The 17540-nt window shown below is 68.6% G+C and carries 12 protein-coding genes; 3 read left to right on the top strand and 9 right to left on the bottom strand.

Features of this window, described 5'->3' with window-relative positions:
* Positions 1–75: 75 nt before the first annotated feature.
* Positions 76–747 carry an ankyrin repeat domain-containing protein gene (locus ACM1PE_RS24430; protein ID WP_419341218.1) on the top strand — a complete coding sequence of 224 codons (672 nt, stop codon included), beginning with the start codon at positions 76–78 and terminating at the stop codon, positions 745–747.
* Positions 748–816: 69 nt separating this feature from the next.
* Here the strand turns inward: ACM1PE_RS24430 and prpF are convergent, their stop codons facing one another.
* The 8 genes from prpF to ACM1PE_RS24390 form a co-directional block, all read right to left on the bottom strand.
* On the bottom strand, positions 817–2001 hold the full coding sequence (gene prpF / locus ACM1PE_RS24425) for a 2-methylaconitate cis-trans isomerase PrpF (protein WP_118931573.1): 1185 nt from the start codon (positions 1999–2001) through the stop codon (positions 817–819).
* Positions 2002–2063: 62 nt separating this feature from the next.
* A complete protein-coding gene (gene acnD / locus ACM1PE_RS24420) occupies positions 2064–4673 on the bottom strand; it encodes a Fe/S-dependent 2-methylisocitrate dehydratase AcnD (RefSeq protein WP_118931574.1) in 2610 nt (869 codons plus the stop codon).
* Positions 4670–5380 carry a GntR family transcriptional regulator gene (locus tag ACM1PE_RS24415; RefSeq protein WP_059371233.1) on the bottom strand — a complete coding sequence of 237 codons (711 nt, stop codon included), beginning with the start codon at positions 5378–5380 and terminating at the stop codon, positions 4670–4672. The genes acnD and ACM1PE_RS24415 overlap by 4 nt, the downstream gene beginning before the upstream one ends.
* 134 nt (positions 5381–5514) lie before the next feature.
* A complete protein-coding gene (locus ACM1PE_RS24410; protein ID WP_419341216.1) occupies positions 5515–7317 on the bottom strand; it encodes an NAD(P)/FAD-dependent oxidoreductase in 1803 nt (600 codons plus the stop codon).
* Between the two features lie 233 nt (positions 7318–7550).
* The gene (locus ACM1PE_RS24405; protein WP_419341214.1) at positions 7551–9443 is read right to left on the bottom strand and encodes a sigma-54-dependent Fis family transcriptional regulator; all 1893 of its coding nucleotides are present in this window, start codon (positions 9441–9443) and stop codon (positions 7551–7553) included.
* A 106-nt stretch (positions 9444–9549) separates the two neighbouring features.
* Complete coding sequence (locus tag ACM1PE_RS24400; protein WP_054452078.1) at positions 9550–10521, bottom strand: Bug family tripartite tricarboxylate transporter substrate binding protein; 972 nt, start codon at positions 10519–10521, stop codon at positions 9550–9552.
* 31 nt (positions 10522–10552) lie between these two features.
* Complete coding sequence (locus ACM1PE_RS24395) at positions 10553–11341, bottom strand: alpha/beta fold hydrolase (RefSeq protein ID WP_419341211.1); 789 nt, start codon at positions 11339–11341, stop codon at positions 10553–10555.
* Positions 11338–11931: an amino acid synthesis family protein gene (locus ACM1PE_RS24390; RefSeq protein ID WP_419341210.1), complete on the bottom strand. Its 594-nt coding sequence runs from the start codon at positions 11929–11931 to the stop codon at positions 11338–11340. The genes ACM1PE_RS24395 and ACM1PE_RS24390 overlap by 4 nt, the downstream gene beginning before the upstream one ends.
* A gap of 126 nt (positions 11932–12057) precedes the next feature.
* On the opposite strand from ACM1PE_RS24390, the gene ACM1PE_RS24385 reads away from it, so the two are divergent.
* Positions 12058–12966 carry a LysR family transcriptional regulator gene (locus tag ACM1PE_RS24385; RefSeq protein ID WP_118931578.1) on the top strand — a complete coding sequence of 303 codons (909 nt, stop codon included), beginning with the start codon at positions 12058–12060 and terminating at the stop codon, positions 12964–12966.
* Positions 12967–12986: 20 nt separating this feature from the next.
* On the opposite strand, the gene ACM1PE_RS24380 is transcribed toward ACM1PE_RS24385, so the two are convergent.
* A complete protein-coding gene (locus tag ACM1PE_RS24380) occupies positions 12987–13892 on the bottom strand; it encodes a LysR substrate-binding domain-containing protein (protein WP_419341209.1) in 906 nt (301 codons plus the stop codon).
* A gap of 102 nt (positions 13893–13994) precedes the next feature.
* Here ACM1PE_RS24380 and ACM1PE_RS24375 point away from each other — a divergent pair, with 102 nt between their 5' ends.
* Entirely contained in the window at positions 13995–17537 is a 3543-nt protein-coding gene (locus tag ACM1PE_RS24375; protein WP_419341208.1) for an indolepyruvate ferredoxin oxidoreductase family protein, read from the top strand.
* Positions 17538–17540: the final 3 nt, after the last annotated feature.

Below are 17540 nucleotides of genomic sequence, written 5' to 3'. Positions count from 1 at the left end.
CCGCCATACTTGGAATCTCACGAGGCCGCGAGTCGATGCGGCGAGCCTCAGGCTATTGATCTGGAGGAAATACCAATGTCTATCTTTCGTGCGGGCCGGCTTTGGCTGGCGGCATTCCTGTTGGGCATGGGGGGCGTGGCCGCGGGCGCGGGCCCGGACGCCGCGCTGTTGGCCGCCGCGGGCAATGGCGACGCGGCCCGCGTCAAGCAGCTGCTGGGGCAGGGCGCTGCCGTGGATACGCGCGATGCGGACGGCAATACGCCGCTGCTGCGCGCGACCCAAGGCAATCATGTCGAAGCGGCGCGCGTCCTGATCGAGGCCGGCGCCAACGTCAATGCGCAGAACGCGATCCGCGACAGCGCCTACCTGCTGGCTGGCGCCCGTGGCTATCGCGAGATCCTGGCGCTGACGCTGTCGCACGGCGCCGACCTGAAAAGCACCAATCGCTACGGCGGCACGGCGCTGATTCCTGCCTGCGAGCGCGGCCACGTCGAAGTGGTGGACATGCTGCTGCGCGCCGGCGTGGACGCGGATCATGTGAACAACCTGGGTTGGACCGGCCTGCTGGAAGCCGTGATCCTGGGCGATGGCGGCGCGCGCCATCAGGCCATCGTCAAGCGGCTGATCGAAGCCGGCGCCGACGTCAACCTGGCTGACGGCAAGGGCATTACGCCGCTGCGCCATGCGCGTGAACGCGGACAGACCGAGGTCGTGCGTCTGCTGGAAGCGGCGGGAGCGAAGGGCTGAGGCGGGGGCGCCGCGCAAAAAAACGGGGCTCTCAAGCCCCGTTTTTCATGCCGCCGACCGCCGGCCGGTTTAGAAGCCCTCGCGCGGCACGTGGACGCGGCCTTCCATCAGCACGCGGGCGCTGCGGCTCATGATGGCCTTGGTGACCTTCCATTCGCCGTCGACCAGCTTGGCCTCGGCGCCGACGCGCAAGGTGCCGGACGGATGGCCGAAGCAGACGTTGTCGCGTTCGCCGCCGCCCGCCGCCAGGTTGACCAGCGTGCCAGGCACCGCCGCGGCAGTGGCGATGGCGACGGACGCGGTGCCCATCATGGCGTGGTGCAGCTTGCCCATGGAGAGCGCGCGCACCAGCACGTCGATGTCGCCCGCGCCGATCTTCTTGCCGCTGGAGGACACGTATTCCTTGGGCGCCGCCACGAAGGCGACCTTGGGCGTGTGCTGGCGGCTGGCGGCCTCTTCCAGCGTCTTGATCAGGCCCATGCGCAGCGCGCCGTGGGCGCGGATGGTCTCGAAGCGCGCCAGCGCGGCGGCGTCGCCGTTGATGTCGTCCTGCAGTTCGGTGCCTTTGTAGCCCAGGGCCTCGGCGTCCAGGAAGATCGTGGGGATGCCGGAGTTGATCATGGTGGCTTTGAAGGTGCCGATGCCAGGCACTTCCAGGTCGTCGACCAGCTTGCCGGTGGGGAACATGGAGCCGCCGTCGCCTTCCTCGGCCGGGTCCATGAATTCCAGGCGCAGCTCAGCCGCCGGGAAGGTCACGCCGTCCAGTTCGAAGTCGCCGGTTTCCTGCACCGCGCCGCCCGTCATGGGCACGTGCGCGATGATGGTCTTCTGGATGTTGGCCTGCCAGATGCGCACGACGGCCACGCCGTCCTGCGGTACGCGGGCGGGGTCGACCAGACCGTTGGTGATGGCGAACGGGCCGACGGCCGCGGACAGGTTGCCGCAGTTGCCGCTCCAGTCCACGAAGGGCTGGTCGATGGAGACCTGGCCGAACAGGTAGTCCACGTCGTGGTCCGGGCGCGTGCTCTTGCCGATGATGACGGTTTTGCTGGTGCTGGAAGTGGCCGCGCCCATGCCGTCGATCTGCTTGCCGTAGGGATCGGGGCTGCCGATCACGCGCATGAGCAGCGCGTCGCGCGCGGCGCCGGGCGTGCGCGCGGACTCGGGCAGGTCATCGAGCTTGAAGAACACGCCTTTGCTGGTGCCGCCGCGCATGTAGGTGGCGGCTATCTTGGTCTGGGGTGCATGGGTCATGGGGCAGTCCTGATGATGGGTGTTGGGGCGGGCGCCGCGGCGCCCGCCCGGCCGATGGCGGATCAGCCGGCCTTCTTGTCGGCGCCGGAAGCTTCCAGGAAGTCCTGGGCGAAGCGCTGCAGCACGCCGCCGGCTTCGTAGATCGAGACCTCTTCGGCGGTGTCCAGGCGGCAGGTCACGGGGACTTCGACGGTTTCGCCGTTGCGGCGGTGGATCACCAGCGTCAGGTCGGCGCGCGGCTTGCGCTCGCCGATGACGTCATAGCTTTCGGTGCCGTCCAGCCCCAGCGTCTTGCGGTTCACGCCCGCTTTGAATTCCAGGGGCAGCACGCCCATGCCGATCAGGTTGGTGCGGTGGATGCGCTCGAAGCCTTCGGCCACGATGGCTTCCACGCCGGCCAGGCGCACGCCCTTGGCGGCCCAGTCGCGCGACGAGCCCTGGCCGTAGTCGGCGCCCGCCACGATGATCAGCGGCTGCTTGCGGTCCATGTAGGTTTCGATGGCTTCCCACATGCGCATGACCTTGCCTTCGGGTTCCACGCGGGCCAGCGAGCCTTGCTTCACCGTGCCGTCCTCGTTCTTCACCATTTCGTTGTAGAGCTTGGGATTGGCGAAGGTGGCACGCTGCGCGGTGAGGTGGTCGCCGCGATGGGTGGCATAGGAGTTGAAGTCCTCTTCGGGCAGGCCCATCTTGTGCAGGTACTCGCCGGCGGCGCTGTCCATCAGGATGGCGTTGGACGGTGACAGGTGGTCGGTGGTGATGTTGTCGCCCAGCACGGCCAGCGGCAGCATGCCGCGCAGCGTGCGTTCGCCGGCCAGCGCGCCTTCCCAGTACGGCGGGCGGCGGATGTAGGTGCTCTGTGCGCGCCAGTCGTACAGCGGGCTGACGGCGGCCTTGCGGTCGTCCTGGATGCCGAACATGGGAGCGTAGACCTTGCGGAACTGCTCGGGCTTGACCGCCGACTTGACCACGGCGTCGATCTCTTCGTCGCTGGGCCAGATGTCCTTGAGGCGGATCTCGCGGCCGGCGGCGTCCGTGCCGAGCACGTCGCGCTCGATGTCAAAGCGGATGGTGCCGGCAATGGCATAGGCCACGACCAGCGGCGGCGAGGCCAGGAAGGCCTGCTTGGCATAGGGATGGATGCGGCCGTCGAAGTTGCGGTTGCCGGACAGCACGGCGGTGGCGTAGAGGTCGCGATCGATGATTTCCTGCTGGATGACGGGATCCAGCGCGCCCGACATGCCGTTGCAAGTGGTACAGGCGAAGGCGACGACGCCGAAGCCCAGCTGTTCCAGTTCCGGGGTCAGGCCGGCTTCGTCCAGGTACAGCGAGACGGCCTTGGATCCGGGCGCCAGCGAGCTCTTGACCCAGGGCTTGCGGGTCAGGCCGGCGCGGTTGGCGTTGCGCGCCAACAGGCCCGCGGCGATGACGTTGCGCGGATTGCTGGTGTTGGTGCAGCTGGTGATGGCGGCGATGATCACGGCGCCGTCGGGCATCTGGCCGGGATTGTTTTCCACCACGCCGGAGATGCCGCGCTCGGCCAGGTCGCTGACCGGCAGGCGGCGGTGCGGATTGGACGGGCCGGCCAGGGTGCGCACCACGCTGGACAGGTCGAAGCGCAGCACGCGCTCGTATTCGGCGTGCTTCAGGCTGTCGGACCACAGGCCCGTGGTCTTGGCGTAGTTCTCGACCAGGGCGATCTGTTCGTCCTCGCGGCCGGTCAGGCGCAGGTAGTCGATGGTCTGCTGGTCAATGGAGAACATCGCGGCCGTGGCGCCGTACTCGGGCGCCATGTTCGAGATGGTGGCGCGATCGCCCAGCGTGAGGCTGGCGGCGCCTGCGCCGTAGAACTCCAGGTAGGCGCCCACGACCTTCTCCTTGCGCAGGAATTCGGTCAGGGTCAGCACGATGTCGGTGGCGGTGATGCCGGGCTGGGCGCGGCCGGTCAGCTCCACGCCGATGATGTCGGGCAGGCGCATCCACGAGGCGCGGCCCAGCATGACGTTCTCGGCTTCCAGGCCGCCCACGCCGATGGCGATCACGCCCAGCGCGTCCACGTGCGGCGTATGGCTGTCGGTGCCGACCAGCGTGTCGGGGAAGGCCACGCCGTCCTGCGTGTAGATGACGGGCGACATCCGCTCCAGGTTGATCTGGTGCATGATGCCGTTGCCCGGAGGCACGACTTCGATGTTGCGGAAGGCCTGCTTGGTCCAGTCGATGAAATGGAAGCGGTCCTCGTTGCGGCGGTCTTCCACGGCGCGGTTCTTGGCGAAGGCGTCGGGATCGTCGCCGCCGTACTCCACGGCCAGCGAGTGGTCGACGATCAGCTGCACCGGCACTACCGGATTGACCTTGGCGGGGTCGCCGCCCTTGTCGGCGATGGCGTCGCGCAGGCCGGCCAGGTCCACCAGCGCGGTCTGGCCGAGAATGTCATGACAGACCACGCGCGCCGGAAACCACGGGAAATCCAGGTCGCGGCGGCGCTCGATCAGCTGCTTGAGCGCGTCCGTCAGCATGGCCGGATCGCAGCGGCGCACCAGGTTTTCCGCCAGTACGCGCGAGGTGTAGGGCAGGCGGTCGTAGGCCCCGGGCGAAATCGCCTCGACGGCGGCGCGGGTGTCGAAGTAGTCCAGGCGAGTGCCGGGCAGGGGCTTGCGGTAGTTTTGGTTCATGCCTCGGTGCGCTGCAGGTTGCCCTGCGCGATCTGCTGTTCGATGTTGAGACGGGATGCGCGGATGTGGCGGCGCATCAGGATTTCAGCCAACTCGCCATCGCCGTCGGCGATGGCGTCCAGAATGCGGTGATGTTCGGCGTAAGCCTGCCGGGGGCGGTTGGGGGTGGTCGAATACTGGATGCGGTACATCCGCGCCAGCTGGTAGAGCTCGTCGCAGAGCATGCGGAACAGCATCTGGTTGCCGCTGCCCTTGACGATGCGGTAGTGGAAATCGTAGTCGCCTTCCTGCTGGTAGTAGCCCAGCCCGGCCTGGAAGGCTTCATCGCGCTCGTGCGCTTCCAGCACGGCGCGCAGCTCGGCGATTTCCGAGGGCGGCATGCGTTCGGCGGCCAGGCGGCAGGCCATGCCTTCCAGCGATTCGCGGATTTCGTAGAGTTCGGACAGTTCCTGCTGCGACAGCGACACCACGCGGGCGCCGGCATGGGGCACGCGCACCAGCAGCTTCTGGCCTTCGAGCCGGTGCAGGGCTTCGCGCAGCGGGCCGCGGCTGACGCCGTGGATGCGGGCCAGCTCGGGCTCGGAAATCTTGCTGCCGGGGGCGATTTCACCCTTGACGATGGCGGACTGGATCTTGCGGAAGATGTGTTCCGCAAGCGTCTCGTTATCGCCCGGGACGGCGCCAGGCAGGGTCAGCACCTTGCTCATTGTGTTGACAATCTTTCCGCTACGGGAAGAAAAATTCGAAAAAAAGCGCCTCGTGGCGCAAGATTGTCAACAATTTACCCCGAGGGCAGGGCGGGCGCAAGCGCGGCCCGCCCCGATGGGGCGCACGACGGCGCCTACCGCTTGTGGTGCACCTCCTGCAAACCATAGACCTGCACGGGCATGCCGACCTGCCGCGCCTTCAACTGCAGCGACAGGTACTGCGAGTAGTGCCGCGACTGGTGCAGGTTGCCGCCATGGAACCAGAGCGCCTCCTGCTGCGTGGGCTTCCACATGTTGCGCTGCTCGCCCTCCCAGGGGCCGGGGTCCTTGGTGGTGTCCGAGCCCAGGCCCCAGCACTTGCCAACCTTGTCGGCGACTTCGCGGTTGATCAGGTCGGCGGCCCAGCCGTTCATCGAGCCGTAGCCGGTGGCGTAGACCACCAGGTCCGCGGGTAGCGTGACGCCGGACTTCAGCACCACGGCGTCGCGCGTCAGGTGGCTGACGTCGGTGCGCGACTGCAGCTTGACGCTGCCGTCGATGATCAGGTCGCAAGCGCCGACGTCGATGTAGTAGCCGGAGCCGCGCCGCAGGTACTTCATGAACAGGCCCGAACCGTCATCGCCCCAATCTAGCATGAAGCCGGCTTCTTCCAGCTTGGCGTAGAACCCGGCGTCGCGTTCGCGCATCTGGTCATAGAGCGGGATCTGGAACTGCGCCATGATCTTGTAGGGCAGCGAGGCGAACGTCAGGTCGGCCTTGCGCGTGGTCATGCCGTTGGCCAGCGCCTGCTCGGAATACAGGCCGCCCAGGCCGATGTCCATCAGCGTGTCGGAACGCACGATATGGGTGGACGAGCGCTGCACCATGGTGACGTTGGCCCCGCCTTCCCATAGCGCCGCGCAGATGTCGTGCGCGGAGTTGTTGGCGCCGATGACGACCACGTTCTTGCCGCGGTAGGCGTCGGGGCCGGGGTGTTGCGAGGAGTGCTGCTGTTCGCCCTGGAATTCATCCTGGCCGGGGAAGCTGGGTACATTGGGCTTGCCGGACATGCCGGTGGCCAGCACCAGCTGCTTGGGCCGCAGCACCACGGGCTTGCCCTCGCGCAGCACCGTGACCTCCCATTCCTGTTTCTGCTCGTCGTAGCGCGCTGACTGGCAGACGGTGGAGGTCCAGTAGTTCAGTTCCATGATCTTTGTGTACATCTCCAGCCAGTCGCCGATCTTGTCCTTGGGCGCGAAGACGGGCCAGTTCTCGGGAAAGGGGATGTAGGGCAGGTGGTCGTACCAGACCGGGTCGTGCAGGCACAGGGACTTGTAGCGCTTCCGCCAGCTGTCGCCGGCACGTTCGTTCTTTTCGATGATGATGGTCGGCACGTCCAGTTGGCGCAGGCGCGCGCCCAGCGCGATGCCGCCCTGGCCGCCGCCGATGATGAGCACGTAGGGCTGGGTCTGGTAGCCGAGTTCGGCGGCTTCCTGCTCGCGCTTTTCCAGCCAGCTCTGGCGAGTGCGGCTGCTGCCGTGCTCGGCGCCCTTGGGGCGGCGCAGGCCGCTGGGTTCCTCATGCCCCTTGAGTTCGGACATGGTGGTCAGCAGGGTCCAGATCTTGCCGTCCTGGACGCGGATGTGACCGTAGCCGCGGGCCCGGTTGGTCTCGATCTCGATCCAGCCTTGCAGCATGCCGGCGTCTTCCGATACGGCTTCCTTGGGATCCAGGCTGAAGCGCACCGGCTCCACTTGCGGCAGCTGGTGTTGCAGCATGTCGCGGATCTGGCCATGGCCTTCGAGCGTGCGGATGTTCCAGGTGAACAGCACCAGGTCGCGCCAGTAGCAGTCGTCCTGGAACAGCGCCGCGACGCCATCGATGTCCTTGTTGCCCAGCGCCGTGTTCAGGCGCGCGAGCACGGCGTCCAGGGCGGCGCCGGCTTGATCGGTCTGCATGTCTAGTCTCCTTGCCCGTGGCGGGCGATCGTTGTCGTGGCGGACCGGGGCATGGTCCGCTGGCGGCCCCGGCCTGTGCCGGCCGGTGGGCGTCGATAACGATCAAGCAATCGGCATGCCAGCCCCGGCGCACAGGAGGACGGGGGCGGGATGCCGTGGCGTTGCGCCACACCTGTGGCGCCCGGGTGTGGCGCCCGGGTGTGGCACCCAGCTGTGGCGCCCGGCCGTGGGCCTCAGGAGCGCGAGGCCAGGCCGTGGCGCCGCATCTGGCGATGCACGGTGGAGCGATCCACGCCCAGGCGCCGCGCGGCTTCGGAGACGTTGCCGCCGCAACTGGCCAGCATGGCGCGCAAGGCCGCCTCCGCGGGGCTGGCGGCGGCCGCCGCGGGCGCCAGCGCGTCGGGCAGGTCGGCGGGTTCGATCACGCCGTTTTCGCACAGCGCGGCGGCGACCGCGATGGCGTTGGCGAGTTCGCGGATGTTGCCGGGCCAGGCATGCGCCTTCAACGCCATCAGCGCGGCAGGCGCCAGCACGGGGGCGCCGGACTCGTCCTGGTGGCGCGCCAGCAGGCGGGAGATGAGCCATTCCAGGTCGGCGCGCTCGCGCAGCGGCGGCACCGTCAGGGTGGCGGCATTGATGCGGTAATAGAGGTCTTCGCGGAAGCGTCCCTCGCGCACCAGCGCGGCCAGGTCGCGGTGCGAGGCCGACACCAGGCACAGGCGCACGGCGCGCGGAGCGTTCGCGCCGATGGGCGTGACCTCGGATTCGGCCAGCACGCGCAACAGGCGGCTTTGCAGCGCCAGCGGCATGTCGCCGATCTCGTCCAGGAACAGCGTGCCGCCGTCGGATTCCTCGATCAGGCCCTTGCGGCCCTTGGCCGCCGCGCCGGTGTAGGCGCCGGGCAGGTAGCCGAACAGCTCGCTTTCGATCAGCGATTCGGGAATTGCCGCGCAATTCACGGCGACGAAGCGCCCGGCGCGCTGGCTGCCGTCGTGGATGGCGCGGGCCAGGTATTCCTTGCCGACTCCGGTTTCGCCTTGCAGCAGAAGGGGCAGCCCCTGCCGGGCCAATTTGGCTGCGCGCGTCAGCAGGGCCGCCATGCGGGCGTCGCCGCCATCCAGGCCGCGCAGCGCGGACGGCGCGCCGCGCACCGCGACCGAGGCGCCGCGCGCGTGCCGGTTGGGTTCGATGGCGTGCGCGAACAGCGCGTTGCCGTCGCGGGCCGCGATCAGGCGTTGCTGCGGCGCATGGGCGCGGGTGTAGCGCGGCAGGTCATCGAGCTGCAGGTCGAAGAAACGGGTGACGGGCTGGCCGATCAGGCCGGCGGGATTGCGCCAGTCCAGGCCGGCGGCGCGCGCCAGCAGTTTGGCGCCGGTATGCGTCATGCCCAGGATGCGGCCGGAGCCGTCCAGCGAGATCGCGGCCTCCGGATCCACGTCCAGGAATTCCGGCGAGCGCGCGAAGCGCAGCACCCATTCGTTGCTGGTGCGCGCCATCAGGTTGGCCATCTCGATGCGCCGCGTGGTGCTGGTGACCAGATGCAGCGCCAGGTTCTGGCTGGCTTTCAGGATGGGTGAGCTTAGCAGCGAGATGTCCAGCACGGCTGCGAGTTCGCCGTCGGCGTTATAGATGGGCGCGGCGGTGCAGGACAGGGGGGTGTGGGTGTTGTCGAAGTGATCGGTCTGGTGGATGGTGAGGGCTTCGCCGCTTTCCAGGCAGGCGCCCACGGCGCAGGTGCCGGCGCGGCGTTCCGACCATTCCGACCCCAGATACAGTCCAGCCTTGCGCAGGCTGGCGGTCTGCTGCGCATCGCCCAGGAATTCCACGGTGACGCCCTGGCGGTCGGCCAGCAGCAGCACGTAGTTCTGGCCGGCGACCTGGCGGAAAAGATGGTCCAGGCCGGACCGTGCAATGGAAATCAGCGCTTCGGACTGCTGGCGGTGTTCGCGCAGCCGGCCATCCGGCACGATGTAGGCCTCGCAGGCCTGGGCGGGATCCAGCCGGTACTGGTCCAGGCAGCGCAGCCAGCTGCTGACCACGTGCGCGTCGCGCTGGGTGGGGCGGCCCTGGCCGACTTGTTCGATCTCGCGGATATGGGCGGAGTGCAGGGATTCCTGACTAGGCATGTCGTCTCCATGTTGCGCCCGATCTGCGCCGGATCAACGGGCAGCATGCACAGAGGACGACATGCCTGTAAATGCTGGTTATCCAGCATCGGAACGTATGGGGACGCTACAGGTCGACCTTGACCTTGCCGGCCTGCACCAGCCCCGCCACGTCGCGGATTTCCGCCAGCAGCGCCTGTTGCAGCTGCGCGGGCGTGCCGCCGGTGGGCTGGAAGCCCTGTTCGCCCAGCTTGGCGCGCACCGTCTCGGTCTGCAGCGCGCGGTTGATGCCCTGGTTCAGCGCCGCAATGGCGGCTTCCGGCGTGCCGGCCGCGCAATAGGTGCCGAACTGGATCTGCGCCGAGAAGCCGGGGTAGCCGCCTTCCGCCACCGTCGGGATGTCCGGGTACTTGGGCAGGCGTTCCGGGCTGGTCACGGCCAGCACGCGCAGGCGTCCGCCCTGCAGATACGGTTCCACCGCCGCCACGGTGGCGACCACCACCTGGATCTGTCCGCCCAGCAGGTCCGTCATCATCGGGCCCGTGCCGCGGTAGGGCACGTGCAGCATGTCGATGCCGCAGGCGGCCTGCAGCAATTCGGTGGCCAGATGCTGCGGCGTGGCGTTGCCGGGGGAACCGAAGGTCAGCCCCTTGGGCTCGCGCTTGGCCTGGGCGACGAGTTCGCCCAGGGTCTTGGCCGGCAGGTCGGCGTTGACCGCCACCATATACGGCGAACGGGCAATCGGGCAGACGGGCGCCAGTTGCTTGAGTACGTCCTCGGGCGGCTTGGCGTAGTAGCGCACCGAGGGCACCAGGCCGGCGAACAGCAGCACGCTGCCATCCTTGGCGCCGTTGGCGGTGTAGTCGGCGCCCAGCATGCCGCTGGCGCCGGGCTTGTTCTCAACCACCACCGGGCGGTCGAGCGCGCCTTCCAGCGTGGCGGCGATCACCCGGCCCAGCACGTCGGTGCCGCCGCCGGGCGGGAAGGGCACGATGACGCGCAAGGGGGCTTCGCGCGCGCTGGCGGCGCCGCCGAGCGCGGCGCCCAGCGGCGTGAGCGCCAGGGCTGCCATGTTCTTCAGGATGGTTCTGCGATTCATATTGTTTGTCTCCGTATCCACTCTACGCGGGCTAGGCCGCGCTTGGCGCGCCGGCAGCCGGCAGAAAAAACTCATGCAGCGCCGCCGCCACGATGGCGGGCTCTTCCACCGGCAGCATGTGCCGCTGGTCCGGCACCACCTGCGCCCGTGCATGGGGCAGCGCCTTGGCCAGTTCCCGCGTCATGCGCGGGGTCGAGCCGACGTCCAGCTCGCCCGTCAGCACGAGGGCGGGGCAGGCGATATCGGGTGCGGCCTGCGCCAGGATCGGGTCGCCCTGCGCGAACACGCGGTAGGCGGCCAGGAAGCTGGCGCGGTCGTTGTCCAGCAGGCGCTGGCCGATGCCGGCCACGCGCTCGGGACGCCGGGCCTGGAACGCGGGCGTGAACCAGCGCTGCAGCGAGACCTGGGCCGCGGCTGCGGGATCCTGCGTGGCCGCCGCTTCCAGCCGCGCCAGCACGGCACGCGTTTCGTCCGCGCTGCGGCGGAATACCGTGCTCAACAAGGCCAGGCGGGTGACGCGCCGCGGGCGGGCGGCGGCATAGGCGCCCGCGATCAGGCCGCCCATGGAATAGCCCAGCAGATTGGCGCTTTGCCAGCCGGCGCGGTCCAGTTCCGCGTCCAGCTGCGCGATGTAGTCCTGTACCGTCACCCCATCGGCGACAGCGGGGGCGCGGCCATGGCCCAGCATGTCGTAGCGCAGCACCTCGAAATGCGGTTCCAGCAGCGGCGCCAGATCGTCCCACAAGGTGTGGTCCAGGCCGACGCCATGCAGCAGCACCAGCGGCGCGCCGCGGCCCGAACGCCGAACATGCGCGCTCATTTGGCCTGCGCCTCGCGTTCCAGTTCCTGCAGGTCGGAGTAGCGGTTGCCGATCCGATGATGCGGACGGCCCGAGGTCGCCGCGCCCAGGGCGATCACGATTTCGTCCGGCGCGGGCGCGTCGTTGATGGTGGTCTGCACGGTCAGGTAGTGCGAGCGCAGGCCTTCGTCGAGCTTGTGCATCAGCGGCACGGTGATCACGCAGCCGGGGCCGCCGCGCATATTGGTGAAGCTCAGGTAGCTGGTGCCGCCGACCGCGCCGCGATAGGCATTGCCAAAGCGCAGCGTGTGGATCAGGGCCGAGGCGTGTTCGACTTCGCCGGCAGTGCCCACGACCGCCGCCTTGCCATAGGCTTCAACCTGGTCGGCCGAGCCGGCCTGGCGCAGGATTTCCGCGACCAGCAATTCGCCCAGCGGCGGCGCGGCTTCCAGGATCTTGGGCCTCAGGTCTTCCTGGAACGGCTGGCCGGCCCAGGGATTGCGGATCACGGCCGCGGCGATGACCATCACCAGCGGGCGCTCGGCCTCGCGGCCGCCTTCGACCAGGGTTTTTTCCACATAGCTGACTACCTTGCGCACTTGCAAAGACATAACCGCTGCTCCAGTACCTGTAAGAATGAAAGACGCGGCCATTGTTGAAGGCGAAGCGGATTTTTGACAATCCAAATTAACTCAAGTTAATTTCGGAAAATCCGAATTTTCTGCAGCCTTCAAGCCATGTCCGCGCCCTTGAAAATCCAGCATCTGCGCCAGTTCCTGTTGGCGGCCGACCATGGCAGTTTCCGCATGGCGGCCGAAGGCACGTTCCGCTCGCAGGCAGCCGTGTCGGCGGCCATGCAGGATCTGGAGCAGCAGCTGGGCGCGCCGCTGTTCGAACCCGGCAAGCGCGCGCAGCTCACGCCCCTGGGCATCGCCGTGGCCCCGCTGTTCCGCGAACTGCTGTCCACCCACGACCGGGTGCTGGACGCGGCGCGTCAATTCGGCCTGGGCAGCCAGGGACCGGTGTCGCTGGCGGTGATGCCGTCGCTGGCCGACGAGTGGCTGCCGCGCCTGCTGGAGCGCTACGCGCGCAGCCACCCCGCGATCCGCATCCGCGCCGTCGACGAGTCCTCGCAGGACGTGCACCGCCTGGTGCTGAGCGGCGAGGTCCAGGTAGGGGTGGCGGGACAAGTACCGCGCACCACGGAAGTGGCGTTCGCGCCGGTGGCGCGCGACGCATTCGGCCTGGTGTGCCGCAAGAGCCATCCGTTGGCGCGGCGGCGCGGCCCCGTGCCCTGGTCGGCGTTGGCGGACGAACGCCTGATAGGCAATGCCACCTTCGACACGCTGAAGAACCGGCAACTGGGCAGCGCCATCGAGGACCCGTTCATGGTGGTGTCGAACCGCGCGTCGTTGCTGGCCAGCGTGTTCAGCGGCCTGGGCGTGACCGTGCTGCCGGTGCTGGCGCGGCCGGCGGCCGCGACCGGCCTGGCCTTCGTGCCGCTGGCCGAACCCACGGTCGAGCGCATCGTCGGCGTGCTGACCCGCAAGGAAGAAACGCTGCTGCCGTCCGTCGCGGCCATGCATGCGCTGGCCCTGCGTTCCTTGGCCCAGTTCACGCGCCGCAAGGGCGCGATCCTGGTATAGCGGCCAGGCGTGCCGCGGCGCTAGACGCCGCAGGCGTAGATCATGAACTGGCGGAAGGCCTCGGCGGGCTTGGCCAGCCGCGCTTGCGGATGCCACAGCAGCCCGGCCTCCATGGGCGGGACGGCGTCGGTAATGGGTACGGCCTCGATCTTGCGGCCTTCCAGCGACCACGGACGGTAGACCATGTCCGACAGCATCGTGACGCCGAAGCCATGCGCAACCAGCCCGCGCAGCGCCTCCATCGAACGGGTGCGGAACGCGATGTCAGGCTGCAGGCCATGGGCGCGCCAATAGGCCAGCGTGGAGCGCTCGCCTTCGTCCATTTCCAGCAGGATGTAGGGATAGCCGGCAATATCGGCCAGCGACGGCGCCGACGCCTGCGCCAGCGGATGGCCGGACGCGGTCCATAGCTGCCGCCGCGAGCGCACCAGCACCTGGTTTCCGAAGCGCTCGCGCCGTTCCACGTTGGACAGCAGCGCCACGCCCAGTTCGACCTCGCCGCTGGTCACCGCGGCTTCGATCTCGGGCCGGTCCAGGTCGACCAGGTCCAGCTCCACGTCGGGATAGCGCCGCCGGAAGCGCGCCAGCAGATCTGGCAGGAAGTAGCCCAGCACCGTGTAGGACGCGGCGATCCTCACTGCGCCGCGCAGCGCATAGCGCTGGAAGCCGGGCTCGCGCAGGGCGTCGTCCAGCGAATCGAGCACTTCACGTGCGCGCTGGTGGAAGTTATGCCCTTCGGGCGTCAGGGTGACGCCATGCGGATGGCGGTCGAACAGGCGCACGCCCAGTTGCGCCTCCAGCGCCAGCACGGCATTGGTGACCGCGGATTGGGAGACATGTTCGTCGGCGGCGGCCATGGAAAACCGGCCGGTCCGGGCGGCGGCCGCGAAGTAGCGCAGCTGCCGCAAGGTGACGTCGTTAGCCATCTGTTTATCACATACCTGATACCTGAATATATGAATATACGATAACCAGCCTGGTTCCTACACTGCGGCAAAACACCAAGAACCGGAACGCAGGAGACAAGCGTGGACACCCCCCTTTCCGCAGGCGCGGCCGATACCCATGGCCTGACGCTGGACGACAAGTACACCCGCAGCCAAGGGCGCATCTATCTGAGCGGCACCCAGGCCCTGGTACGGCTGCCGCTGCTGCAAAAGCAGCGCGACCTGCAGGCCGGCCTGAACACCGGCGGCTACATCTCGGGCTACCGCGGCTCGCCGCTGGGCGGGCTGGACCAGGCGCTGTGGAAGGCCAAGCGCCACCTGCAGGCCAACGACGTGGTGTTCCAGCCGGGCGTGAACGAAGACCTGGCCGCCACGGCGGTATGGGGTTCGCAACAGCTGAACCTGTTTCCGGGCGCGGCGCGCGATGGCGTGTTCGGCATGTGGTACGGCAAGGGGCCTGGCGTGGACCGGTCGGTGGACGTGCTCAAGCACGCCAACTCCGCCGGCAGCTCGGCGCATGGCGGCGTGCTGATGCTGGCGGGCGACGATCATGCCGCCAAGTCCTCGTCGGTGGCGCACCAGTCCGAGCACGTGCTGATCGCCAGCGGCATACCGGTGTTGTATCCGTCCAATGTGCAGGAATACCTGGACTATGGCTTGCACGGCTGGGCCATGAGCCGCTACACCGGCCTGTGGGTGGCGATGAAGTGCGTGACCGACGTGGTCGAATCCAGCGCTTCGGTGGAAGTGGATCCGGACCGGGTGCAGATTGTGCTGCCCGAGGACGCCTTGCCCGAAGGCGGACTGAACATCCGCTGGCCTGACACGCCGCTGGCGCAGGAGGCGCGGCTGCTGGATCACAAGTGGTATGCGGCGCTGGCCTATGTGCGCGCCAACAAGTTGAATCGCGTGGTGCTGGATTCGCCGCAGGCGCACTTCGGCATCATGACGGCCGGCAAGGCGTATCTGGACGTGCGCCAGGCGCTCAATGACCTGGGCCTGGACGAGGCCGCCTGCCGCGAGGCCGGCATACGCGTGTTGAAGGTGGGCTGCATCTGGCCGCTGGACGCGCAGGATGCGCGCGAATTCGCCACTGGCCTGAAAGAGATCCTGGTGGTGGAGGAAAAGCGCCAGATCCTGGAGTACGCGCTGAAGGAAGAACTCTACAACTGGCGCGACGACGTGCGGCCGCGCGTCTACGGCAAGTTCGACGAACGCGACAACGGCGGCGGCGAATGGTCCACGCCGCGCGGCGGCTGGCTGCTGCCCGCGCGCCACGAGCTGTCGCCGGCCCTGATCGCCCGCGCCATTGCCGCGCGCCTGGAGAAAGCCGACCTGTCGGACGCGCTGCGGGCGCGCATCGCGGCGCGGCTGGCGGTGATCGACGCCAAGGAGCGCGAGGCTGCCCGCCCCACGCTGGTGGAAGAGCGCAAGCCCTGGTTCTGTTCGGGCTGTCCGCATAACACCTCCACCCGCGTGCCCGAAGGCTCGCGCGCGGTCGCCGGCATCGGCTGCCATTACATGGCGATGTGGATGGACCGCAAGACCGACACCTTCAGCCAGATGGGCGGCGAAGGCGTTGCCTGGCTGGGCCAGAAGGACTTCACCACTGAGCGCCACATCTTCGCCAACCTGGGCGACGGCACCTATTTCCATTCGGGGCTGCTGGCCATACGCGCGGCAGTCGCCGCGCACGCCAGCATTACCTACAAGATCCTCTACAACGACGCCGTCGCGATGACGGGCGGGCAGCCGGTGGACGGCGTGCTCACGGTGCCGCAGATCGCCGCGCAGATGCAGGCCGAAGGCGTGGTCCAGACCGTGGTGGTGACCGACGAGCCGGAAAAGTACGCCGGCGCCGCCGCGCTGCCGCAGGGCGTGGCAGTGCACCACCGCAAGGCGCTGGACGACGTGCAGCGCGCCTTGCGCGACGTCGCAGGCACGACGGTGCTGATCTACGACCAGACCTGCGCCACCGAGAAGCGCCGCCGCCGCAAGCGCGGCGAGTATCCCGACCCGCAGCGCCGCGCCTTCATCAACGAGTCGGTCTGCGAAGGCTGCGGCGATTGTTCGGTGCAATCCAACTGCCTGTCGGTCGAGCCGCTGGACACGCCGCTGGGCACGAAGCGCCGCATCAACCAGTCGTCCTGCAACAAGGACTTCTCCTGCGTGGAGGGCTTTTGCCCCAGTTTTGTCACGGCGGAAGGCGCGACGCTGCGCAAGCCGGGCACGGGCAGGAATCTCCCCGCGTTGGCCGAACCGCCGCAGCCCGACCTGGCGGAAATCCGCCCGCCAGGGGCCTACCGCGTGGTGATAGCGGGCGTGGGCGGCACTGGCGTCGTGACCGTCGGCGCGCTGCTGGGAGCCGCCGCGCATCTTGAAGGCAAGGGCGTGACCGTGCTGGACATGGCCGGGCTGGCGCAGAAAGGCGGCGCCGTGCTCAGCCACGTGCAGCTGGCCAATCGTCCCGCGGACCTGCATGCCACGCGCGTGGCGCTGGGCGAGGCGGATCTGGTCATCGGCTGCGATGCGCTGGTGGCGGCGTCGCCGGAAGTGCTGTCGCGCCTGCGGCCGGACCATGGCCGCGCCGTGGTGAACAGCAGCGCCGCGCCGACGGCGGCTTTCCTGTCGCAGCCGAGCTGGCGGTTTCCCGGCGCGCAGGCCGAAGCCGCGCTGGCGCGCAGCACGGGCGGCAATTGCGACTTCATCGAGGCCGGTCCGCTGGCCGAGGCCCTGCTCGGCGACACCATCTACGCCAACCCGCTGCTGCTGGGCTACGCCTGGCAGCAGGGCGGGCTGCCGCTGGCGCTGGACAGCCTGCGGCGCGCCATCGAACTGAACGGCGTCTCGGTCGAGAAGAACCTGGCCGCCTTCGAACTGGGCCGGCAAGCCGCGCATCATGGCGCCGCCGCGCTCAAGCCGGCGCCGCGGGGGCAGGTGATGGCCCTGCCGGAGTCCCTGGACGGCCAGATCCAGCGGCTGGCGCAACACGTGCGCGCCTACCAGGACGAGGCCTACGCCGCGCGCTTCCTGGAGGCGGTGGCGGCGCTGCGCGCGCGTGAGGCCACGTTGGCGGATCCGCAGCGTTTCGAAGTCACGCAGACGGTCGCGCGCAATCTCGCCAAGCTCATGACCTACAAGGACGAATACGAGGTGGCCCGTCTGTACGTGGACCCCGCCTTCAAGGCCCGGCTGCGCCAGCAGTTCGAAGGCGAGCCTGGCCGCGACTACCAGCTGCGCTATCACCTGGCGCCGCCCGCGCTGGCGCGCCGCGACGCGCGCGGACGCCTGCAGAAGCGCGTCTACGGTTCGTGGATGGGGCTGGCGTTTCGCGCGCTGGCGCCCATGAAGCGGCTGCGCGGCACCTGGCTGGACGTGTTCGGCAAGACGGCCGAACGCCGCATGGAGCGTCAACTGGCGGCCGACTATCTGGCGCTGGCCGGGGAGTTCTCGCGCACGCTGGACGCGGCCAATCGCGCCACGGCGCTGGAACTGGCCGCGCTGCCGGACACGATCCGCGGCTATGGCCATGTCAAGGAGAAAAACGTCGAAGGGGCGCGCGCGCGGGAAGCCGGGCTGTGGGAGCAGTACCGCGCACCGGCGCGGGAAACGCTGGCGGCCTGAGTG

It is taken from the genome of Achromobacter sp. PD1, assembly GCF_048541815.1.
GTDB lineage: Bacteria > Pseudomonadota > Gammaproteobacteria > Burkholderiales > Burkholderiaceae_B > Achromobacter > Achromobacter bronchisepticus_A.
This window is presented reverse-complemented; position numbering and strand designations above follow the sequence as displayed.

What these genes read in the sequence shown, in the direction of transcription:
- ACM1PE_RS24385 (WP_118931578.1), top strand. Translation starts at nt 12,058, where the DNA reads ATGTCCGCGCCCTTGAAAATCCAGCATCTGCGCCAGTTCCTGTTGGCG.
- ACM1PE_RS24395 (WP_419341211.1), bottom strand. Translation starts at nt 11,341, where the DNA reads ATGAGCGCGCATGTTCGGCGTTCGGGCCGCGGCGCGCCGCTGGTGCTG.
- ACM1PE_RS24390 (WP_419341210.1), bottom strand. Translation starts at nt 11,931, where the DNA reads ATGTCTTTGCAAGTGCGCAAGGTAGTCAGCTATGTGGAAAAAACCCTG.
- ACM1PE_RS24400 (WP_054452078.1), bottom strand. Translation starts at nt 10,521, where the DNA reads ATGAATCGCAGAACCATCCTGAAGAACATGGCAGCCCTGGCGCTCACG.
- acnD (WP_118931574.1), bottom strand. Translation starts at nt 4,673, where the DNA reads ATGAACCAAAACTACCGCAAGCCCCTGCCCGGCACTCGCCTGGACTAC.
- ACM1PE_RS24415 (WP_059371233.1), bottom strand. Translation starts at nt 5,380, where the DNA reads ATGAGCAAGGTGCTGACCCTGCCTGGCGCCGTCCCGGGCGATAACGAG.
- prpF (WP_118931573.1), bottom strand. Translation starts at nt 2,001, where the DNA reads ATGACCCATGCACCCCAGACCAAGATAGCCGCCACCTACATGCGCGGC.
- ACM1PE_RS24410 (WP_419341216.1), bottom strand. Translation starts at nt 7,317, where the DNA reads ATGCAGACCGATCAAGCCGGCGCCGCCCTGGACGCCGTGCTCGCGCGC.
- ACM1PE_RS24405 (WP_419341214.1), bottom strand. Translation starts at nt 9,443, where the DNA reads ATGCCTAGTCAGGAATCCCTGCACTCCGCCCATATCCGCGAGATCGAA.
- ACM1PE_RS24430 (WP_419341218.1), top strand. Translation starts at nt 76, where the DNA reads ATGTCTATCTTTCGTGCGGGCCGGCTTTGGCTGGCGGCATTCCTGTTG.
- ACM1PE_RS24380 (WP_419341209.1), bottom strand. Translation starts at nt 13,892, where the DNA reads ATGGCTAACGACGTCACCTTGCGGCAGCTGCGCTACTTCGCGGCCGCC.